Annotated in this window: 12 protein-coding genes; 5 read left to right on the top strand and 7 right to left on the bottom strand. The window is 39.3% G+C overall.

The window, feature by feature from the left end; translation table 11 throughout:
• Positions 1 to 346 precede the first annotated feature (346 nt).
• The 6 genes from KCTC52924_RS04075 to KCTC52924_RS04050 all read right to left on the bottom strand — a co-directional run bounded on the left by KCTC52924_RS04075 (position 347) and on the right by KCTC52924_RS04050 (position 12,137).
• Positions 347 to 634, bottom strand: a complete 288-nt coding sequence (locus KCTC52924_RS04075; protein WP_251807056.1) for a hypothetical protein — start codon at positions 632 to 634, stop codon at positions 347 to 349.
• Positions 635 to 1,178: 544 nt separating this feature from the next.
• Complete coding sequence (locus KCTC52924_RS04070) at positions 1,179 to 1,712, bottom strand: peptidoglycan-binding protein LysM (protein ID WP_251807057.1); 534 nt, start codon at positions 1,710 to 1,712, stop codon at positions 1,179 to 1,181.
• 424 nt (positions 1,713 to 2,136) lie between these two features.
• A complete protein-coding gene (locus tag KCTC52924_RS04065; RefSeq protein WP_251807058.1) occupies positions 2,137 to 2,697 on the bottom strand; it encodes a peptidoglycan-binding protein LysM in 561 nt (186 codons plus the stop codon).
• A gap of 431 nt (positions 2,698 to 3,128) precedes the next feature.
• The gene (locus KCTC52924_RS04060; RefSeq protein ID WP_251807059.1) at positions 3,129 to 4,121 is read right to left on the bottom strand and encodes a PorP/SprF family type IX secretion system membrane protein; all 993 of its coding nucleotides are present in this window, start codon (positions 4,119 to 4,121) and stop codon (positions 3,129 to 3,131) included.
• 4 nt (positions 4,122 to 4,125) lie between these two features.
• Positions 4,126 to 11,112: a PKD domain-containing protein gene (locus KCTC52924_RS04055; RefSeq protein WP_251807060.1), complete on the bottom strand. Its 6,987-nt coding sequence runs from the start codon at positions 11,110 to 11,112 to the stop codon at positions 4,126 to 4,128.
• Between the two features lie 365 nt (positions 11,113 to 11,477).
• Positions 11,478 to 12,137, bottom strand: coding sequence for an RluA family pseudouridine synthase (locus KCTC52924_RS04050; RefSeq protein WP_251807061.1), 660 nt, complete (start codon positions 12,135 to 12,137; stop codon positions 11,478 to 11,480).
• Between the two features lie 304 nt (positions 12,138 to 12,441).
• On the opposite strand from KCTC52924_RS04050, the gene KCTC52924_RS04045 reads away from it, so the two are divergent.
• Positions 12,442 to 13,278, top strand: a complete 837-nt coding sequence (locus KCTC52924_RS04045) for a phosphatase PAP2 family protein (protein WP_251807062.1) — start codon at positions 12,442 to 12,444, stop codon at positions 13,276 to 13,278.
• Positions 13,279 to 13,383: 105 nt separating this feature from the next.
• On the opposite strand, the gene KCTC52924_RS04040 is transcribed toward KCTC52924_RS04045, so the two are convergent.
• Positions 13,384 to 13,527, bottom strand: a complete 144-nt coding sequence (locus tag KCTC52924_RS04040) for a hypothetical protein (protein ID WP_370671507.1) — start codon at positions 13,525 to 13,527, stop codon at positions 13,384 to 13,386.
• Positions 13,528 to 14,563: 1,036 nt separating this feature from the next.
• Here KCTC52924_RS04040 and KCTC52924_RS04035 point away from each other — a divergent pair.
• The 4 genes from KCTC52924_RS04035 (at position 14,564) to KCTC52924_RS04020 (ending at position 21,483) form a co-directional block, all read left to right on the top strand.
• On the top strand, positions 14,564 to 15,061 hold the full coding sequence (locus KCTC52924_RS04035; protein WP_251807066.1) for a hypothetical protein: 498 nt from the start codon (positions 14,564 to 14,566) through the stop codon (positions 15,059 to 15,061).
• Positions 15,062 to 15,524: 463 nt separating this feature from the next.
• Positions 15,525 to 18,473, top strand: a complete 2,949-nt coding sequence (locus KCTC52924_RS04030; protein WP_251807067.1) for a TonB-dependent receptor — start codon at positions 15,525 to 15,527, stop codon at positions 18,471 to 18,473.
• Between the two features lie 18 nt (positions 18,474 to 18,491).
• Complete coding sequence (locus tag KCTC52924_RS04025; RefSeq protein WP_251807068.1) at positions 18,492 to 20,177, top strand: RagB/SusD family nutrient uptake outer membrane protein; 1,686 nt, start codon at positions 18,492 to 18,494, stop codon at positions 20,175 to 20,177.
• Between the two features lie 280 nt (positions 20,178 to 20,457).
• Positions 20,458 to 21,483, top strand: a complete 1,026-nt coding sequence (locus KCTC52924_RS04020; protein ID WP_251807069.1) for a LacI family DNA-binding transcriptional regulator — start codon at positions 20,458 to 20,460, stop codon at positions 21,481 to 21,483.
• Positions 21,484 to 21,558: the final 75 nt, after the last annotated feature.

Raw genomic sequence — 21,558 nt, 5'->3', positions numbered from 1 at the left:
TAGCGTCTTCCTTGTAGTAGATGTTGGATTCGCGTGTAGCAAATTAACTACAAGGAAATAAGAGGGGTTTAAAATAGTTGGGCATCACTGTGTTGCCTCATAACAAAGAGGTGCTGTATTTCTAAGGAGTTATTACTAAGTACAGGCCCTTCAGTGTAGCTTGTATTAAGGTGATTGATGGGATTAGGATAATTTCCGAGACTAGTACTCGTCCCACAATACCTTAAAATAAATAGATGTTAGAAATTGATGTAGTGTAGTATCTAAAATGAAGACGTTGTTAAGAATCCTGCTGCCGGATTAGTTTAGGGGGATTGAGAAAATAGTTCTGTGGTATTGTATAATATTAAAAGTACAGGGCAGATACCGTATACGTGATCATTTGGGTGAATTTTCCAGCTGCTTTCCCAAGGATATCCGTAGAAGCGGATCTGGCTTCGGGAATGCTATAATCTAAATCTATATTTAATTTACTACCACGCCCTGCACTACTAATCAAGGTTTGACCTTGAGTGGATATTACAATAGGATTGGAGGTTCCTTTTATTTTGGAGCTTTCATTCACTTTAACGGTTAACACGTTTACCGGAATTAAATGAGCGCCATTTTCAAAGTGCTCCCCATTGGCCTTCACTTTTAAGTCGAACGGCTTTGTAAAAGTAATAATGAGACTGTTGGGGACGGTGGCTGTTTTTTCCGAATTGTAATCGTTTACATTTTCGTTTTGAAAATCTACCGTAGTATCAATTGTAGCACTTTCCGGATCAATAGAAATAACATCTTACAGCGCAAGGTTAATGGTGGTGGTTACTTGCTGAGCCACGACTTTTCAACTCCAACGATTAGCATGGCAAAAGCAATTACCGTGATGGTAATTCACTCCTTCTTATTTAATCGGTAGATGGTCATTTCAATTGTGATTAAAAATGGGAGCTATATATAAATCTTAAAACCGACTGTAAGAAATTACTTCACATATAAAACAACGGTTACTAGGTGATTAATTTTTATTAGGTTCACACTTCATTTTCCCTTTTTTTAAAGGAAACATTATTTAAGTAAAGTACCTATAACAATGGCTAATTACAATTACGAAAATTATTATAAAAAACAGATTCCCTTGACAGGAATTACAGCCACCAAGGGAGTCCCTAAACTCAAAAATTATATTGTTGGCTTTAGCTAGCCGAAGCAGTATAAGTTACTGTTTGGGTATATGTGCCTAATGGTTTCCCTAAAATTTCCTTGGATGCGTCTTTTCCAGCAATTTCATAATCTAGGTCGAGCGTCAGCTTACTTCCGTAGGGAGCCTTTTTAACAAGACTTTTATCAGTGTGTCCTATTTTAATACTTTCTTTTTTCCCCTCCATAGTGCCCCCTTTCGCGGTTATAGTCAATACTTTTACTGGGATTGTATTCTCCCCATTTTCAAAGTCCTTACCTCCCGACCTTACTTTAATATCAAACTCTTTCGCTGAAGTTACTATCAAGCTATTGGCAATCGTAATAGTTTGTGTAGTCTGATAGTCCTCTGCCGTATTGTAGTAAAAGTTGACTTCTCCATCTTTAGCCAAACTTCCAGCGTCAATTGAGATTACATCTTCCATATTAATATTTACCGCAGAAGTGGCTGTTTCTTGCGCCTGCGCATAATTAGTTCCTAATACTATTGCACCAAGAGCTAAGCCTGCTCCAGCCAGTTGATTTTTCATATTATTTAATCTAAAAGGTTAATTTTATTTGAAGTTTACTTTAGTAAAAGCTCAAAGATATATCGATTTATCACTTCGTTTTGTAGTAGACACTTGCGTATCGTTGTAGCAAAATAACTACAAGAAAATAAGAGGGGTTTAAAATAGTTGGGTATCCCTGTTTTGCCTCTTAATAAAGAGGCGCTGTATTTTTGGGGAGTTATTGATAAGTACAGGCCCTTCAATGCAGCTTGTATTATGGGCGATTGATGGGATTAGGGGAATATCCGAGACTAGTACTCGTCCCACAATATCTTAAAATAAATAGTTATTGAAGGTTTCGGTATTGTTGTCACTAGAATGAAGTAGCTGTTATGAACATTGCTGCCGGTTTAGTTTAGGGGGATTGCGAAAATAGTTCTGAAGTATTAGAATGATTTTAAAACTACAGGGCAGATACCGTATACGTTATCATTTGTGTGTATTTTCCAGCTGCTTTCCCAAGGATATCCGTAGAAGCGGATCGGGCTTCGGGAATGCTATAATCTAAATCTAAGTTTAATTTACTGCCGCGCCCTGCACTACTAATCAAGGTCTGATCTTGAGTAGAGATAACAATAGGATTGGAGGTTCCTTTTATTTTAGAACTTTCATTCACTTTAACGGTCAACACATTTACCGGAATCAAATGAGCACCATTTTCAAAGTGCTCCCCATTGGCCTTCACCTTTAAGTCGAACGGCTTTGTAAAAGTAATAATGAGACTGTTGGGGACGGTGGCTGTTTTTTCCGAATTGTAATCGTTCACATTTTCGTAATGGAAATCTACCGTACCATCAATAGCAGCACTTCCTGGATCAATAGAAAGTACATCTGACAGCACAAGGTTAATGGTGGTGGTTACTTCCTGAGCCCACGACTTTTCAATTCCAAGGATTAGCATGGCAAAGGCAATTACCGTAATGGTAATTTTACTTTTGCGCCATATTGAATAGTGGACCTTCATTTTAAGGTGAGGTTACAATGAACCTTAAATATAAGGAGATAATCTATATTTAGAAAATTATTTTTGCATTTTAACCGAATTTAATAGCTTTTTATCGATTATATTTTTAAAGTTGATTAATTTAACCTAATCGATAAAAATTGTAGCGTTAATGCTAAGCAATGAATTTAGCTTAGGGCAGCGGAAGTGGAAAACATTATTACCGCCCTGTGCTTCTTTAAAATCTGTGGGACTCTTTGCTAGACGATTTGAAGAACCTTGCCAGTGACCTAATGCTATAGGGCTTTTTTTACTTTTTAGACAGTGAGGTACGCCTTTGATGAGGTGCTCATAGATCGCAGTACCCGTTAGGGGTTTAAATCAACAGTATACCCCGAATTAAAGGCCTCTTGCTTTGTTTAGGGCTATCACAAATAACCCTTGCTCTAACTTTAATAATCAGGACATCCAAAACAGTGCCTGTCCAAATTAAATTGATAGGTTAACGAAAGTTCATAAACGCCTCCAGTAGATTTAATTCTTGTAGTGTTGATGTCATAAGACAAACCAAATTTTAGCTGGTCAATTTGTAATCCCCCAAAGAGATTTAAAGAAGTAACCAATTCATTGTGATCCCCATTCAAGGCCGGGTTAGTCACTAGGCTAGTTCCTAGAAAAAAGCGATCGAAAATTAAGGAAGCCGCTAAGTCTAGACGATTAAAGGCCCCTTGGGCCATATAATTGGTGCTGAGCATCATATAAGTTTCATACGGAAATAGGCGAACATCTATATAATCATCAATATAAAATTTATACCCTGCCGCTGCTGAGAAAAAGGTTTCCAAAGCTACTTGCCCCCCAGGGGTTAACGAAATATTAGGCTTGTTTAAATGCTTTAGCGAAACTCCCATCCAGGCATTGTCATTGTGAACGACCATCCCAACGGAAATATCTAGAAATTTTATGTTATCGCTATATAAACTAGGGTCTATAGAGGAATTATTGATAGCACCAGTGCCTATATTAATTTGATCTGACAAAAGTAAATTTTGAAACCCATACGACTTCATCCCATAGCCCACCTCAATACCCGGCCTAAAATACCAATCCCTATTTAACTGTACCCGATACGCATAATTAGCATTCACTTGGGAAAGTCGGTATTTATTGGTGCTTTCGGTCTGATTTAGGACACTAATTCCATAGCCAGAGGTCATTGCATCGCTCCAAAAGTTTATAAAACCATATTGTGTATTGATCTTTAAATCGAGATTAGGCCATTGCGTACGGTGAATAATGCCAGCATAAGTAGTTTCCGTATAGCCAGAAAAACCAGGGTTAAGGGTTTCGGGCATTAAAAAATATTGGGTAAAAACAGGGTCCTGAGCCTTAACCGCAATGCTGAGTAATCCGACCGTTAAAAGAGTGATAATTTGTTTCCGCATACCGTTATTTTATGGTTATAAAACCACCTTCTTTTATAATAGTTTTATCGTAAAATGTCTTAGCTTTAACCTTATAATAGTAATTGCCGTTTTCTGTAGGACGATTTCTAACAGTACCGTCCCAGCCTTGGATATCATCACCGAATTCTGAATACACTAAACCGCCCCAAGTATTGTAAATCAATAGGCTTATTTCTTTTAACCCCTTAGATTTTGGTCTAAAGTAATCGTTAAGACCGTCGTTGTTGGGGGTGAAAGCATTAGGTATAATTAAAAGATATCCCTTATCTATAATCAAGCTGGTACTATATTTTTCCTCACACCCAAGCGGATAGCGAACAGTTTGAGTTACCATATAACTTCCTTCTGCCATATAGCTATGGGTGGGGGTTATTTCATTGGAATAATTCCCATCCCCAAAATCCCAACTAATAGTCTCATAATCGCCGGTGGCCTGGTTGTTAAAAGTAATGGGATCCATTATGGAATACTGCCCAAAGGTCTGGTAAGCATAAGAATCAGTATTAAAACCGGCATTACCCAATTTGGGGATTTCTACCTCAAAAGTATAGTTGGTCTTACACCCAGCGGCATCTTGTACCTCTAAGATTACCATCCCGTTGGTGTTGGTATGCATGTATTGGTTGTAAGCTCCCGTTTCAATGCTGTTAGACCAACTGTACTGGTAGGGGGGAACCCCTCCTGAGGCTTCTGCTATAAAATCTTGGCGGACCATTTTAGTATCACAGTCATAGGTAGTCTCTGTTGCAACGGTTACTTTTAAAGGAGAAGGTCTACTTATTGTGAAAATGGCACTCGTTTCACAACCACGTGCATCTACCACCTTTACCTGATAATCCCCTGGAGGCACTGCACTCAGGTCTTCCGAAGTTTCGCCGCTGCTCCATATAGTAGAGAAAGGTGCCGTTCCTCCGGTAATCATAAGGTTTATAGCGCCGCTATTAGGAGTATCACATTCCAAAGCATTTATAATCTGTGAAGAAAGCGCAAGGGGACCCGGCTCTATTAATGTAAATGTCTTAACAATCTCACAAGGTTTATCGTCCTTTATTCTAACCGTATACGTGCCTGGTCCTAAGTTGTTTCGCTGATTTCCTGCTGTAGGATTATCATCCCATTCTAGGCTAACGGGGGCTTCTCCTCCTACAATATTCAGGGTGATACTTCCATTATTAGCACCATAGCAGGATATCTCCTTTACTACAGGCCTAGTGGTGAAAATTGGCGCTTGAGGAATATCTACGACTATATCTTTACTACAATTACGGGCATCGGTGATGGTGATGGTATAGGTTCCTGCCGCTAAATTATCTTGGAAATTACCGGAGGCTAGCGTATTCCATTTTATATCATATGGCGCAGTTCCTCCATCGATGTCTAAGCTAATAGAAGCATCGTTGGATTCGTAACAACTAAGATCCGTAGTGGTGACTTTTACTGCAATGGCTTGTGGCTGACTTAAAGTAACCGAGAGATTTTCCATACAGCCTTGCTGATCTGTAACTACAAGGTGATAGGTGCCCGAGGCAAGATTGGATACATTTTTATCAGTACTATTAAATCCGTTGGGTCCAGTCCATCTATAGGTATACAGTTCTGTATTAGGGCCCAAAGGAAAAGGAGTTCCTCCTAGTGCCTCAATAGCTATACTCCCAGTTTTGGCACCATAACAATATATATTTGTGCTGTCTTCAAGGAATACCTCTAATAAAGGAGGTTCCGTTATCGTAAACTCTTGGGTGATTGCACTACAACCATTAGAATCACTTACGACCACTTTATACGCTCCTTGGCTCAAATTAGCAATGTCTTTACTCGTAGAAAAAGGTATATTGTCTTTTGTCCACTGAAAGGTATACGGCGTAGTTCCTCCTTGTATATGGAGACCTATACTTCCGTTATTTAACCCGAAACAGCTTATATCTCTATAAGAAATAGCATCAAACGCCAATACTTCAGGTTCAGTAACCTCATAAGATTCCACATAAGAACAACCTCCGTCATCTTCTATACTAAGGGTGTATGTCCCGACTTTCAAATTGCCAATTTCCGAGGTAGATGCCGTGTATCCCGCTGGACCAGTCCATAAAATTTTATAAGGAGCTCCTGTATTAAAAGGAATACCTACAGTGATGGTGGCGCTTAAAAAAGCATCATTAGTACTGTGACAACTCATATTTTTAGTAACCACATTGGCTGTAATTGCCGGATTTACGGTAATCACCACCTCAAAGGGAAGACCTTCACAGCGCCCCGATTTTGGGTATACCGTATAGGTTGCTGTAACGGGGTTTTCGGTAATATTGCTTAGGGTCTGAGTAATATTGTTTTGAGAGCCTTCGGAGGCTGAGGCCCCAACAATGGCTCCATCAGTACTGAAAACCGGAGCCGACCAGCTATAGGTAGTTCCTTGGGGAACAATTCCGTGGGTAGCATTTTCTGGTGTAATTTTAAAGGAAGCCCCACCACAAATAGTTTCGGTAAAATTCTGAATGTCAGGAATTGGAAGAATGCTGATTTTTGAAATCTCTGAAGTCACCTTAGCACAACTACCACTGGTAAAAACCAATTCGCAATAGTAATAAGTAGTGCCTACTGCACTTAGGTTTGGAGAAAAGCTTGCCGAAGTAGCACCCGCTATTAGTTTTCCATTACTACTGCTATCTACAGTATTACTATACCACTGGTATTGAGGCGTTCCAACCCCATTGGCAAAAGAAATTTTTAGATCATCTACGGTCTCGCCAAGGCAAAGTGTAGAAGATAGTGGTTGTTCCGTTAGGGTTGGCGCATCGTTTACCTGAATCATAGCCACAGTACTGCTTACGGCACACCCTGCACCGGCTGCCTGGGTTACTTCACAGTAATAATACGCAGTTCCTGAAACATTGGTGGAAGGAATAAAACTACTTTGTGTAGCTTGGTTAAGTAGCGTGCCTCCAGTATTGCTATGGCTTGTATTGCTATACCATTGATAGCTATAAGAGGTATGGACTCCTCCTGAAACCTCTATAGTTAAAGGAGCAGGGGTGGCATCTTGGCACAAGGTTTGGGTGGCCAAAGGTTGTTTGTCGATAATGGGATCGGGAACCACAGTAACTTGGGCCATTTCACTAACAATACTAGTACAACCACTGCCCTTAAAAGTGATAATACAATATAGATAATAGTCACCAGGACTGTTAAAAGAAGGCGGCTCATAGCTGCTAACTGTAGCACTTACTATTGGGCTGCCATTAGTAGTGTTGTTTTCAGTGTTTTGGTACCATAGGTATGTGGCCTCACCCGAACCTCCGCTATAAGCTACTTCCAATGGGTTCTCTAGTACGCCACCAACACACAATTGTTGTTGCGCCTTGGGTTGAGAAGTCACTATGGGCTGAGGGGTAACTTCTACCATCGCAGTTTGGGAGGTTATGGAGTTACAACCACCCTCCGATAAACTGATTATGCTGTAATAATAAGTAGTTCCCGGTTCGCTAGCCACAGGTTGGTAAGTTGGGTTAGTAGCTCCAGGAATTACAGCCCCTGTAGTGGTGTTGTTCTCTGAATTTTTATACCATTCATAACTGGCCGAGCCTAGCCCATTATTAAAACTTACTTCCAAAATAGTAGGACTCCCACCAACACAGACTGCACTACCTTGTGGTTGTTGGTCAATAATAGGGGATTCTTTTACTTCAATGGCAGCTACCTCACTATTTATGGCACACCCGGCACCGGCTGCCTGGGTTACTTCGCAATAATAATACACGGTTCCTGCAACATTGGTAGATGGGGTAAAGCTACTTAGTGTGGCATTGTTAAGCGGCGTACCAGTAGTGTTGCTATTGGTGGTATTGCTATACCATTGATAGCTATAAGAGGTATTGACTCCTCCAGAAACGTCTATGGTTAAAGGAGCAGGGTTGGCATCCTGACACAAGGTCTGGCTGGCCAAAGGTTGTTTGTTAATGACGGGATCTGGGACTACAGTCACCGATGCCACTTCACTGGTGACATTGCCGCATCCGCTTCCATCGAAACCAATTTCACAATAGTAGTAATAAGTGCCTACTGCTTCAAAAACGCTGGGTGTATAGCTATCGGAAGTAGCTCCAATAATTTTTTGGCCCCCACTGTTGCTATTATTGGTGTTTTTAAACCACTGAAACAAGGGAGTTCCCTCCCCGCCATTATAAGTCACCTGAAGTGCCTCCGTCAATGCTCCACCAATACACAATTCTTGGTTAGTCGCTGGTTGTCCTGTAATTACTGGTTGGGGCTGTATGGCCACCATCACTATATCACTTCTCTGGGCATCGCAGCTACCTTGGGCAAAGCTAATTTCACAAAAGTAGTACTTGGAAACTACCGCTGTAGTTGGTACCTCGTAGGTGCTACTGACTGCTCCGATAATTGGTTGCGCTCCTAGATAGTTTTCACTATCGTTTTCAAACCATTGGTATTGTACCGGGTAAATTGCATTGGCAACCCCAATTTCTAATATTGGACTAGGGCCATTTTGGCAAAGGGTTTCCCCTATGGGTTGCTGATTTATAGATGGACTAGGATTTACGGTTATAGAATAATCTACCGGTTGCCCAATACATCCTTCTCTTTCTGGAGTGATGGTATAAATTACCGAACCTACGGTATTATTGCTATTTGTTAAGGTTGCAGCTGGAATTTCACTTCCATTTCCCGAACTTTCATGTCCCGATATTCCAGATGTTGCTGTAGAGGTCCAGTTGAAGGTTGTAGTATCCGTGGATGATTCTAGTGCTATGGCTTCCATAGTATTGCCAGAACATATTTCCTGTTGTAGGGTGGTATTGGTAAGGGCGGGAATAGGGTTAATAATAAATTTTTCAGAGGTTGTTTCTGAACCACATGCGTTAGTAACGGTTAAAGACAGCTCGTATGCTCCCGGAGTATCATAGGTTATTTCGGGAGGGGTGGCCAGATTGGAGGTCGATGGATTTCCTCCTGGAAATTCCCATAGATAGGTGGTTTGGTCTATTAGAGGGCTACAGTGGTCTACCTCGGCTGTTGGCTTAATTACAGTAGTTCCACAGCTATCGGATATAGGGTTTATACTGACTTGAGGCGGGGCTGTAACTTGTACCTCCTTAACGTTTTTGAATTCCCCGCAAGAATTTTTAGCGGTTAGCCAAATGGTATAGGTGCCCGCGGTTTCAAAATTGAAAGTCGGGTTTTTGGAAGTTTTGTCGGTTCCGTTGGTAAAGTTCCAGATAGCCGGATCATTACCACAAAAATCATTCGAAAATTCTACCGACCATTCGTAGGTGGCTGGTTGGCATTGCCCATTATCGTCTGTTGTATTGGTTGTTTGGATCTCTAAAGGGCCACAACCAAGAGGGATGTCTATATTGAAGTCGGGTACCAAGGGAGCTTCAATACAAATTTCTTTTTCTATTTCTGTTTTCTGACACACCCCATTATCGGCGGTTAGCTTAACGGTATATGTCCCAGGAAGTTTATAATTATGTCGCCCATCTCCATTAGTAGCACCATCGGAAAATAGCTCTTCTACCGGGCTGCCGTCCCCATAGTCCCAAGTATACAAAATGGACTTATTACAACTTGCACCATAGCCTACCGAAGTGGTATTCTCCAGAATTGTTTCTGAATCGGTACAGCCCGCCGTTGGTACCATAAAATCGGCCTCTGGGGTTTGAAGCACTAGAATATTCGCAATTGTTCCCGTTGTTTCTTTACAGGCATTCCTAATCGTTATTTTTACAGTATACTCACCAGGACAAGAGGTTTCGGCATAGGAATGAAAAACGGGGTAATTTGCTGAATTATAGGGGTCTAGCGTATTGTAGAACTCTGAGTTCTGCATCTGCCTTTGGGTATATGTTGTAGATTTTCCATCGCCAAAATCTATTATATACTCAGTGTCTAAGGAATTAGCACCCCAATTGGAAATAAGGAATTCGATTACTTCGGTAGGAGCACAAATATTTTGTGTACCACCGGGGCTCGAAATCCCACCTGCTGGATTGGATACATTTTTAACCGTGTAGGTTTTTGTGCTTTCACAACCATTATCACCTGTAGCAGTTATAGTCATTTCAAAAGCTCCATAGCTGGTATAGGTGTGTTCCATAGGAAAACTTACATTTTCAGAACTACTGTTATCTCCCCAATCAATTTTATAAGAAGTGACACAATTCGATGTCGTTAAATTTTCTACTCCTATAGTGTAATTGGGATTGTTTGCTGAAATTTTTCCGCAATTGTTAAAATACTGTTCTGGAAAATAAGTGGTTACATCTTTAAAGTTAATTTCTGGTCTTTCCTTTACAGTAATTGTTCGCTGTTCACTTACGGCACAACCATTCTGATCTGTTACGGTTAAAGAGACCGTATACTCCTTCTGCCCACAGCCTAAACCGTTAAAGGTATGTTTCACATTTTGACCTGTAGCTGTTGTATTATCCCCGAAATTCCAAAAGTAAATAAGAGGCTCATCCCCGTCTACCAAAGCAGAGAAAATAACCTCTTCACCTGAGCAAACGTCTTGGTCAAAGGAAATTTCCGTAATCTGCGGTGCCGCCGTAATTTTAACGGTAACATCATCTTCATCAACTTGAAGCGTTTGAGGAGTTGGGGAAGTACTATCCTTTACCGATACTAAAGAATAAGTAAAGGACCCTAAGGAGCTGGTCTCAACAAAAATTGTATATTCAGGTTTGTGATGGGTTACAGTAAGTACCTCACCATTTACAGTATATACAATTTCGTAGGGAACTTCACCACCCTGAACAGTTATGGTCACCTTGGGACGGTTATCGTCTATACACACACTAGCTTCCCCAGATATAGAGGCTTCTAAAGTATTGGAGCTAACAAAAAGAGTCTTCAGTTTTGATACATCCGATAACTGAAATGTATTTGAAAACAATAGGGTATTGAACACCATGATAACACAAAGTGCACTTAAAAAGTAGGTTTTTCTCATGATTGTAACAGATCTACATACCATTCTAATTCAATGGGATATAATCACTGGGTAATTTGTATTGTACAATTTAATTTAGGGGCTACAAATTTACAGGAGTTTCTTTAGAAGCCGTCATATTTTGTTAAAAAAATTAAGATTTAACCCCTAAAAATGAGCGATTTCATTTTCTTTTTTTACAATGTTTTCAGTATGTTTTTATTAAATCTTACCTTTTTTTCGATGTTACCATCATTTAGTAACCGATTGTAGGCGTTAGGAATTGTGAGTATTACTTTGTTTATCACCCTTTTAGCAATCAGTAAGTCGAAACGGTAGCCCCTATTTAATAGGAGTTCCTTAAGCGGAGTAGCATTATAAAAGGACTAGAATTTCCAAAAATCATTTTTTGGAAATGGAGCTTCGAAGGTTTGCAATTCTTTAGGGCCAAATTCTTGAGAAGTTAATTTCCATGCGTGAAGGCAAACGGATAGCGGGACGTATTCTTGGTCTGATCCGTATTTTTCGTCTCCAATAATAGGGAGCCCTATATGTGCTAATTGAGCTCGTATTTGATGGAATCGGCCAGTTTTTGGTTTAATTTCTAAAAGATAACCAAAATCGTTTTTGCCAATCACTTTATAGGAAAGAATGCATTGTAGGGAGTCCTTGGATTTAGATTGGACTATATCGGCTCTTTTTTCTAGGTTGTTTTTAACGAGGAAATTAATTAAGCTTTCTTTGTCTTTTGGGGGCTTGTTTTTAACAATGGCCAAATAGGTTTTTTGAACTTTACGGCTACTAAATAGAGTATTAAATTCCACAAGAATACTTTTTTTCTTAGCAAAGATCAAGACGCCACTGGTAACGCGATCCAATCTGTGAATTACTCCAATATAGGGTTTTCGTTTATTTTTTAAAAGGTGGTTTAGAACTTGACTCTCAACTGTAGATTCCTCAAAAGGACTCTTCTCACTAATAAGTCCGGCCATTTTATTTACCACGATATAATCGTTGTTTTCATATACTATTTCAAGCTTCGGCATTAGTAGTTTTTTTAAATATTAAAATAGTATTAATATGTTAGTGTCCCTCCAATTCCCAAAGGTTTAGCCACTAAAATTAATTGTTGGCCTAGAAAACTGACCCTGCTCATTCCACTTTTATTTCTTTTTTGGAATAATGTATTGACGTAATTGGTGTCAAAAATAGTTTAATCTATTCACTTTAGTGCAGCTCGATTTAGCTACTAAAAATACTTACTTTTGTTAGAAGGATGGAACAAGGCGGTAATGAACAGTACAATCTAAAGGGATTGCTTTGTAATATCTAATTTTAATCTGTTGCTAAATGAATGGTATCCTATCTTTTAAGAGTTTGTTTTTTAGTCTTTTTTTTCTGCTTAATGCTTTTTTGGGAACTGCGCAGGATACATTAAGTACTAAGGAATTGCTAGTTGCTGATGCTAAAAGTGCTTTCGGGGGTTTAAAATATGCCTACTCACGTCCGCTACAATGGAAAAGTAAGGATTTTCTTAACGCAGGGGCCATAATATTGGGGAGTGCGGCATTGTATACCTTTGACGAGGATAGCTCCGATTGGTTTAGGAAGCAGGAAGATGATGTCCCCGGTTTGCTTAAAGAAACGGGGTATTACCTAGGTAAACCCTTGTACAATTATTCTATAAACGGTGGGGTGTATTTATTCGGTCTCTTTAGCAAGAATGAAGAAATACGACGGACGGGAGTACTCTTGCTTTCTGCTTCCGCAACCGTAGGGATAATTCAGAGCATAAGCAAAACTTTCGTAGGACGCGCAAGGCCTGTCGCTGGACTGGGAAAAGCGAGTTTTAAACCGTTTAGTAAGGAGGCGGGTTACCATAGTTTTCCCTCAGGACATACTATTTTGTCTTTTACTACCTTTTATGCCATAGGCAAGCAGTTTAATAACCCATGGGTCAAAGGCGGATTTTATACCCTTGGGATGATTTCCCCGGTGTCTAGATTGTGGAGTGGTGCCCACTGGCTTACCGATGTAGCCTTAAGTGTTGCGGTAAGCGTGGTAGTAGTGGATTCTATTGATAAATTCTTGAAAAATTCTGGGGAGGAAAATAAATTTTCCAAAAATAGGATTAGTTGGAACCTAGAAATGGGACCTGGTACCATAGGGTTTAGAGGTATATTTTAGAAGTGTGGTATGGTTTTCATTAGGTGAAAACGAAAGTCCGTAGGCTTGCTAAAGATCCCTAAGTTATAGAATGAAGGAGTAAGAGGGGGCTTCCCCGGTTTATGGCTAAACTTGGGGCTTATTAATTTTTTTCTGCATGATTTTATTTACTTCATGGGCAATCCCTCCAATGCCAATCAATAGGCAAAAAGCAATAGAGATAAGTGGATAATTATCCATAAAACGCATTATTGGTTCTAAAAATTCCATAACATTCATGTTCTCAATCAAATTTTTTTAAAAAAAAAGGACCAACAGTTTTCTGTTGGTTTATTGGGCAAAGATAAGGTAGAGAGGGGAATGTTGCTTTAAATTTTCTTAAATAAAGTTAACAGCGCTCCTAAATTTTGTTAAAGTTATAGGGGTGCCGTTTTTGTCTTGCTGCTACAGCAACTAGGCCGCTTTCACTAAGGTGAAGATACGCTGCCGGACGCCTTCCTTCGGCCAACGTTGAAACTCCTTGAATTACTAATAAAGGGAAAAGTAGGCTAAAACCCTGTATTGAAAGCTACTCGCCTGTCTTTCCTAATCCGTAGAATAGGTTTCAAAAGCTCCGAGATCCAGCTTTTTGTTTTTTAAAAAAGCCCGGAGTTTTGAAGCCGATTTTTAGATTTGATCTAAAAAATTCATAGGAGAAGGTGTCTTTTCTTTTGTTTCGTTTTCTTTGGACAAGCAAAGAAATCGGAGATTCACGAAAACCGATAAAAAAAATAAAAATCACCTTGAGTAAAATGAAAGAACAATCAAATGAAAACACTGTTAAATGTATTTGAAATGTAAAATTTGTATTTACACATAAATTGCATTTTTTTCCATAAACACAACAATTAGTCAAGATCCGATTTACCATTACCACAAACCACCCGTTACTTACTAGATAACTACCTTGGGGTATAAGATTTTTAAAGCCTTTAGGGCACAGTTTGGAGCTGTGAAAAATATAGAATTCTTCCTTTACAGATTAACCATAATTTTTGCATAAACACAATAATTGATCATGATCCATAGATAACTTATTAGTATATAGTTAATTGGGGTGTGAGTGTGGATCCATTTTTTAAGGGTTTGGGATCGTATCCCGTAAGAGCATCTTTTATCGCTTAAAATGCGCAGTAAGGACCAAAATGATTATCCCACCACTTTTTCTGTCCGTTTTACAACAAAAATAGTGTCCTGTTTAGCAAAGGTTTTAGATTTAGGGAAACCAATAGAATCTCCTTCAATAGGGATATGTAAACCACCAAACATGAAAAAAAGTATCACAATCCTCATTTTTTGTATCCTAGGAATGGGCCTTTATGGTCAAAGTGGAATGAAAATAGGAATTCATGGGGGCTTACCCATAAATGAATTTAAAGAAGAGGCGAGTATTGTGTTGGGGTTAGATGTAGGTTATAGATTTGCACTGGGAGAGGTGGTAGATTTTGGCGTAATGACCGGATTTGTACATGGATTTTCAGAAAAATATCATTTGGATTATGGAGCGGATTTACCCAGTATTCAGTTTGTTCCTTTGGCTGGTTCGGTGAGAATATGGCTCTCCAATTCCTTTTCCTTTGGAGCGGATGTTGGTCAGGCTTTAGGTATAAACGAGGGGAACAAAGGGGGATTCTACTACAGGCCTACCTTGGGATATTTAATGGGCGCACAGGCCGAAGCCCATGTTTCCTACACGGGAATAAAACTGGAAGAAAAATCTTGGAACACCATCAGTATTGGTATTATGTACACTTTTGACTTTTAACGGCACCTTGGGAAAGATCTTAAATTCCCAAATCTAATTTGGACACCCAGCATTGTAGTATTATGAAATGGTAAAGCCAATGTAAAGCTATCTAAATTGCCATTTTCATCTTGTTTTTAGTACTAGTTTTGACGCTAAATAAACAATAAAAAAGGAATATAAATGACGATTTATGTCAGTCATTGGCCATTTGATCGGGAGGCTTTTAGGTGGCAATACTTATTGCTGAATTCCAATGGCAATGTATTTTTATGGATTACTGGCAGACTTTAAGTGGGCAAGCTTAAGAAAAGAAACACTTTATAAAATCTTCAATGACTTGTATTAGGTCTCATAAATGTTAACGAATTAAGTAATAGCAACTTATGCAAACCTTTGCATAGAGTTTTATGATGGAATAATTCTGGGGCTTCCTTTTTTATTGTTAATTAGTTATTAAACACGCACTACTAAACCAACAATTATGAGGAAAATTAAATTTTTGATCCTATTTTTTGCGATGGTCATAACAATGACCTCATGGGCGCAGACAAAAGTTACTGGGACGGTATTCGATGACGGGAATGTTCCCTTACCAGGTGCAACCGTTTTAGAAAAAGGAACTTCGAATGGAACAACAACCGATTTTGATGGTAATTTCATTATTCAAGTGTCCAATGAAAACGCAATCCTTGCGGTATCTTTTTTAGGGTATGCCAGTAAAGAAATTTTACTCAACGGTCAGGCCAATGTGAGCGTAGTACTTCAAGAAGACTCATCCCAATTGGATGAGGTGGTGGTGGTAGGTTATGGAACGCAAAATATTAAGGATGTAACCGGTGCTGTTAAACGGGTGACTAGTGAAGACTTCAATAAAGGAGTGGTTAATAATGCGGGGCAACTTATTCAGGGTAAAGCTGCAGGTGTAAATGTCACCTCTTCAAGTGGGGAGCCTGGCAGTGGCCAGCGAATTGTTATTCGTGGACAGGGAACTATCCGTTCAGGGTCAGGACCATTATTTGTATTGGATGGTTTTCCACTTGGTTTGGCAGGTACAGGTTCAGGGGAAAGTCCTTTGAATTTTATAAATCCAGATGACATTGAATCCATTGATGTGCTAAAAGATGCTTCGGCAACAGCAATCTATGGTTCAAGGGGTGCTAACGGAGTGGTTATTATTACAACTAAAAGCGGTAAGGCCGGTGTTTCAAAAATATCACTTTCTACCAGTGTAGGTGTTTCTACACTTGCTCGTAAATTGGATGTATTCAGTGCTGATGAATTCCGTAAGCAAGTGGCGGCAATTCCTGGGAGTGAACTGATAGATGGAGGAGGCTCTACAGATTGGCAAGAGGAACTGACCCGGGCAGCGATTACGCAAAACTACAACCTAGTTTTATCTGGAGGCACCGATAAATTAAATTATTATGCTTCCTTAGGCCTTCAAGATCAGGAAGGGATCGTATATAATTCCGACCTAAAAAGAACAAGTGCCAGGATCAACGTAACCCAAAAATTATTGGATAATCGATTAAGAATTGATTATAATTTAAATACAACACTTACCGATCAATCCAGAAACAATAATTTAGGGTATTCCACCAATCCTACATTTAACGCGTATACTGCTGATGGGGAAATTAACAATCCGCTTAATTGGAACAATCCTTTATTGTCCAATAAATATAATGGAGACTTTTCTGAATCTCGAAGAATATTGATCAACATAGCACCTTCTTTCGAAATTTTGGATGGTCTAGTATACAAACTTAATTATGGCTATGAAAATAGATCTTCAGATAGGGATCAGCAAACTATCGCCAATAGTGATAGAAATGATTTAGGCTTTTTAAGACAGTCCTTTGGAAAATATGAAAATAACCTAATTGAGAACTACTTGACTTATACTTTTGATATTGGAAAGCACAACCTAAGTGTTCTAGGAGGTCACTCCTATCAAAAAACATTTGCAAGAAATAGTAGTTGGTCAATAGACGAATTTCCATCTGATACTGGTATAGACCCTCGTGACAACCCAGGTCTAGGTGGGGATACCAATATTACCGACCATAGACCTACTGGAAATACCTTTGAAGACGAATTACAGTCCTATTTTGGTAGGGCCAATTGGAGCTTTATGGACAGGTATCTCTTTACTGCAACGGTAAGAGCAGATGGATCCTCAAAATTTGGTAAAAACAACAAATATGGATTGTTCTCGTCTTTTGCAGGGTCTTGGAGAATAATTGAAGAAGACTTTATGAAGGGCTCCATCTTTAGCGATTTAAAATTGCGTGCAGGCTGGGGACAAACTGGTAACCAAGAAATTCCGGGGAAAATTACAAAAGCCTCCTTTAGAGTTAGTAACTCTAGTAATGTAAGTTATCCAATAGATCAGAATGGTGCTTATCCAGTGGGATCTGAGTATACTCGTTTTGCCAACCCAGACATTCAATGGGAGGTTTCAACCCAATCTAATGTGGGTATCGATTTTGGATTGTTCGATGGTAGTTTAACAGGTACGGTGGATTATTTCCATAAAGTCTCCGATAACATCTTATTGGAGGTTGTACCGGTAGATCCTATTGTACCAGCTCCAACCTATTGGACAAATGTTCCTGACATGACCATTACCAACAAAGGACTTGAAGTTGCACTTGATTATTCAAAACGCAATCCTGATGGCTTGTCATATGGCTTTGGAGGAAATGCCACTTTTATTGACAATTTAGTAGAGGATTCTCCTTTTACCATTGTAACTACAGGATCTGCATCTGGTCAAGGTCTTACGGATGCTACTATTAATGGGTTTGTAAGTGGGGAAGCCATAGGCGCATTTTATATGCAGACATTTATAGGAATTGGCGCTGATGGTCTTTCTCAATTTGCGGACACGGATGGGGATGGTGAGATAACCGAAAAAGATAGGACCATTGTTGGAAGCGCTTTGCCAGACTTGACTTATAATTTTTATGCAAATTTCAAGTATAAAGGATTTGATTTTAATGTGAATTTTAATGGAGTATCCGGGAATGAAATTTATGACCATACGGCAATGGGAAGTTTTTATAAAACCCTATTGAGCAAATCAAACAATACAACAGCTATAGCCATTCAATATCCTGAAGAAAGTATTATTAATTCAGCTGCCGTTTCCACACGTTATTTAAAGGACGGTTCTTATTTAAGATTGAATAATATGACCTTTGGATATTCGTTCGATACAAAATCCATGGCTTGGGCCTCAAACTGGCTTCAAGAATTTAGACTAAGTTTTACAGGTCAAAATCTATTTGTAATTACGGATTATGATGGGTATGATCCAGAAGTAAATACGGATAGTTCAGTTAATGGAACTCAATCCTCTGGTATAGATAAGTTCGCCTATCCAAAGGCAAGAACATTTGTTTTTGGTTTGAATGTATCCTTTTAATAAAAAATAAAATTAGATATGAAAAACAAGATAAAATTAGCATTGTTGTTTGGCAGCATATTATTGAATTGGAATTGTACGGATCTTGAAGAGAATGTTTTGGACGAATCTTTGAATCCTAGTACCGAAGGTATTGATGAAGCTGTTGCAGCTATAGCTCCTGTGTATGCAAATGCAAATAATGACATTTATAGGCACACTATATATTTTGCCATGCAGGAAATCTCTACAGATGAAGCAATATTGCCTTATAGAGGTGGTACCGACTGGGGCGATGGTGGAAAATTTTCAGATTTATACCGTCATGCTATGACTCCGGGGAATGCCATTATGAAGGACGTTTGGAACGGGGTCACCAAGCATATAGCCAGATCGGTAAGTGCAATAAATGCTTTGGCCCCTTTAACAGAAACAAACCCTCAGGCGGTGGTTTATTTGGCGGAAGCCAAGGCAATGAGAGCACTTTATAACCATATTTTATTAGACGCATTTGGTCTTGTGTTTGTTAAGGATAATATTGATGATCAATCGGTAATACTAAGAGGGAGTGAAGCGGTTGATTATTTAATAAGTGAACTGAAGGCAGTTGAACCGGAGCTGTCAACAACTACGGCAGTAGGGCCGGGTAGAATGACAAAAACAGGGGTGCAGGCATTATTGGCAAGAATTTATTTAAATGCTGCCGTATATAGAGATCCTTACGGAACACCTAATTTCAGCCCCGCAGATATGGATGCAGTAATTCAATATACCGACCAGGTAATTAATTCTGGTGAGCATACCCTTTCTGCAGAATATTTTGAAATCTTTGATGACGAAAACCATACCAACAAAGAACTGATTTTTGCTATCGACCAACGTCCAGATCTGGATGGTCATAATCGGATGGCTTATTTTTCTATGTCTGGAGACTTTTATCCGCTACCGGAATTTCCCAAAGCAAATGGAACCGATGGTCCTGCTATTACTTCGGATTTTTATCAAACTTGGGTAGATGCTTATGGCGATGTGGATCCAGCAGATGCTGATCCCCGATTTCATAAGGATAATTTAATAAATGAACCTGGATGTGTGAGTGCAGCAGATTTTGAAGCGGACAGAGGTATTTATAGGGGACTATTATACGGGTTGCAACATGATCAAAATGGAGATCCTTTTGAGCGATGTGAAGGTGATAAATATGTAGTTGATTTGGTGAAAAATCGTAGGTCAGATGTAGGTGATCCTGTTTTTCATACTTTAGAAGTTGATTTCACAACCAATAGCTCCCATAGTAATGGATATAGGGTAGAAAAATATGAATTCAGCAAAACTTCAGATTCTGGGAGAAATAAAGGACAGGCAGATTTAGTGGTCCTACGTTATGCGGATATATACCTAATGCGTGCAGAAGCGCAATTGCGGAAAGGAGATGCTGGCAGTGCTTTGGCCGATGTTAATTTCGTTAGGGCCTCCAGAACAGCAAGGCATACTGCTCCTGCACTGCTGACAATGGACCTCGATATTTTGTACCGTGAACGTGGCTTTGAATTTTATTGGGAATTTCAAAGGCGGACAGATATGATCCGTTTTGGGAAATATGAGGACTCATATACCGAAAAAACAAATTCTGATCCGCAAAAACGACTTATGCCAATTCCTCAAAGTGCCGTTGATGGCGCCTCTATTCTTGATGGTTATTTGATTCAAAATGCAGGATATTAAACAAGTTTTCGATTTATAATTTTATTAGTTTGAGATAAAAAGGCAGGTGTTCAAAACACCTGCCTTTTTATTTTCTTCAATTTCTTATTGCCAAATGTTTTTATTAGGAGTTCTTATCTTTTCCTTCTTACCTTGGGGTGGTATAAATTAGATCAATATTTTTTATTGTATTTTGTTTTGAAATGTACATCAGCCTTCAGTCAAATTGCTGCTTGGTTAGATATTAACCAAATAGGTTTGTAGTGTTAACCAAGGAAGGAGTAAAAAATAGCACCCCATTATGAACAAGAATCGCGTAACAATTACCGATATCGCAAGCGAACTCAATATTTCCCCTTCTACTGTTTCCAGGGCCTTAAAAGATCATCCCGGCTTAAGAAAGGAAACTAAGGATGCCGTTAGGGCATTGGCAGAGAAATGGGATTATCAGCCCAATTTATTGGCTCTGAGTCTCCTGCATAGAAAATCGAACACCATCGGCGTTATAGTGCCAGAAATTACCAGTCATTTTTTCTCAGCTATTATTACTGGAATACAGGACGTTGTGGGAAAATCGGATTATAATATTATGATCTGTTTGTCCAATGAATCCTATGATGAGGAGGTGGTTCTCGTTAAGAAATTAATGAATATGCAAATAGACGGGGTGTTGGTGTCAACTTCATCAGAGACGGAGAATTTTGATCATTTGCGCAAGCTTCAAAAAAATGGCATCCCCGTAGTAGTATTTGATAGGGATTGTCCCGGACTCGAAGCCGATAAGGTGTTGGTGGACGATTATTCAGGGGCCTTCCAAGCCGTAGAATACCTAATCGCTACCGGATGTAAAAATATAGCACACCTTGGTGGCCCCCTAAACTTGAGTACCACAGGGCATAGGCTAAACGGGTATTTGGATGCCTTAAAAAAGAATAATATGCCTATAAGGGAAGAGTATATTGTGCATGTTCCTGGATTCTCACATAAAGATGGATCTAAACCGGCCAAAAAATTGATCCAATTGGATAATCCGCCTGATGCAATTTTTGCAATGAACGATAATATTGCAATCTCTGCTATGCACGTAGCCAAAAAAATGGGACTAAGGATACCCGAAGATATTTCCATACTTGGCTTTGATGATGAACCCCATTCCTCCTTTTTTACTCCGCCTTTGTCTACTGTTTGGCAACCAGTTTATAGTATTGGCATGCTTTCCGCGAGAATTTTACTCAGCCATTTAAATAGCCCCGATACCGTTTTGGAATATCGCAAAGAAATCTTTATACCAGAACTCGTAATCCGCAGCTCTTCAAAAGCGAATTAACAAGGATGCAGGGCGGATAAGTTTGCCTTGTGTTATGCAAACCTTTGCATAGAGTTTTGAATGGGTTTTCTTCGG

The organism is Arenibacter antarcticus (genome assembly GCF_041320605.1).
Taxonomy (GTDB): Bacteria; Bacteroidota; Bacteroidia; order Flavobacteriales; family Flavobacteriaceae; genus Arenibacter; species Arenibacter antarcticus.
Note: the sequence above shows the minus strand (reverse complement) of the source record. Positions and strands in the feature narration are given on the sequence as shown.

Coding starts and splice junctions, on each gene's coding strand:
- KCTC52924_RS04070 (WP_251807057.1), bottom strand. CDS start 1,712: ATGAAAAATCAACTGGCTGGAGCAGGCTTAGCTCTTGGTGCAATAGTA.
- KCTC52924_RS04065 (WP_251807058.1), bottom strand. CDS start 2,697: ATGAAGGTCCACTATTCAATATGGCGCAAAAGTAAAATTACCATTACG.
- KCTC52924_RS04060 (WP_251807059.1), bottom strand. CDS start 4,121: ATGCGGAAACAAATTATCACTCTTTTAACGGTCGGATTACTCAGCATT.
- KCTC52924_RS04055 (WP_251807060.1), bottom strand. CDS start 11,112: ATGAGAAAAACCTACTTTTTAAGTGCACTTTGTGTTATCATGGTGTTC.
- KCTC52924_RS04050 (WP_251807061.1), bottom strand. CDS start 12,137: ATGCCGAAGCTTGAAATAGTATATGAAAACAACGATTATATCGTGGTA.
- KCTC52924_RS04045 (WP_251807062.1), top strand. CDS start 12,442: ATGAATGGTATCCTATCTTTTAAGAGTTTGTTTTTTAGTCTTTTTTTT.
- KCTC52924_RS04040 (WP_370671507.1), bottom strand. CDS start 13,527: ATGGAATTTTTAGAACCAATAATGCGTTTTATGGATAATTATCCACTT.
- KCTC52924_RS04035 (WP_251807066.1), top strand. CDS start 14,564: ATGAAAAAAAGTATCACAATCCTCATTTTTTGTATCCTAGGAATGGGC.
- KCTC52924_RS04030 (WP_251807067.1), top strand. CDS start 15,525: ATGAGGAAAATTAAATTTTTGATCCTATTTTTTGCGATGGTCATAACA.
- KCTC52924_RS04025 (WP_251807068.1), top strand. CDS start 18,492: ATGAAAAACAAGATAAAATTAGCATTGTTGTTTGGCAGCATATTATTG.
- KCTC52924_RS04020 (WP_251807069.1), top strand. CDS start 20,458: ATGAACAAGAATCGCGTAACAATTACCGATATCGCAAGCGAACTCAAT.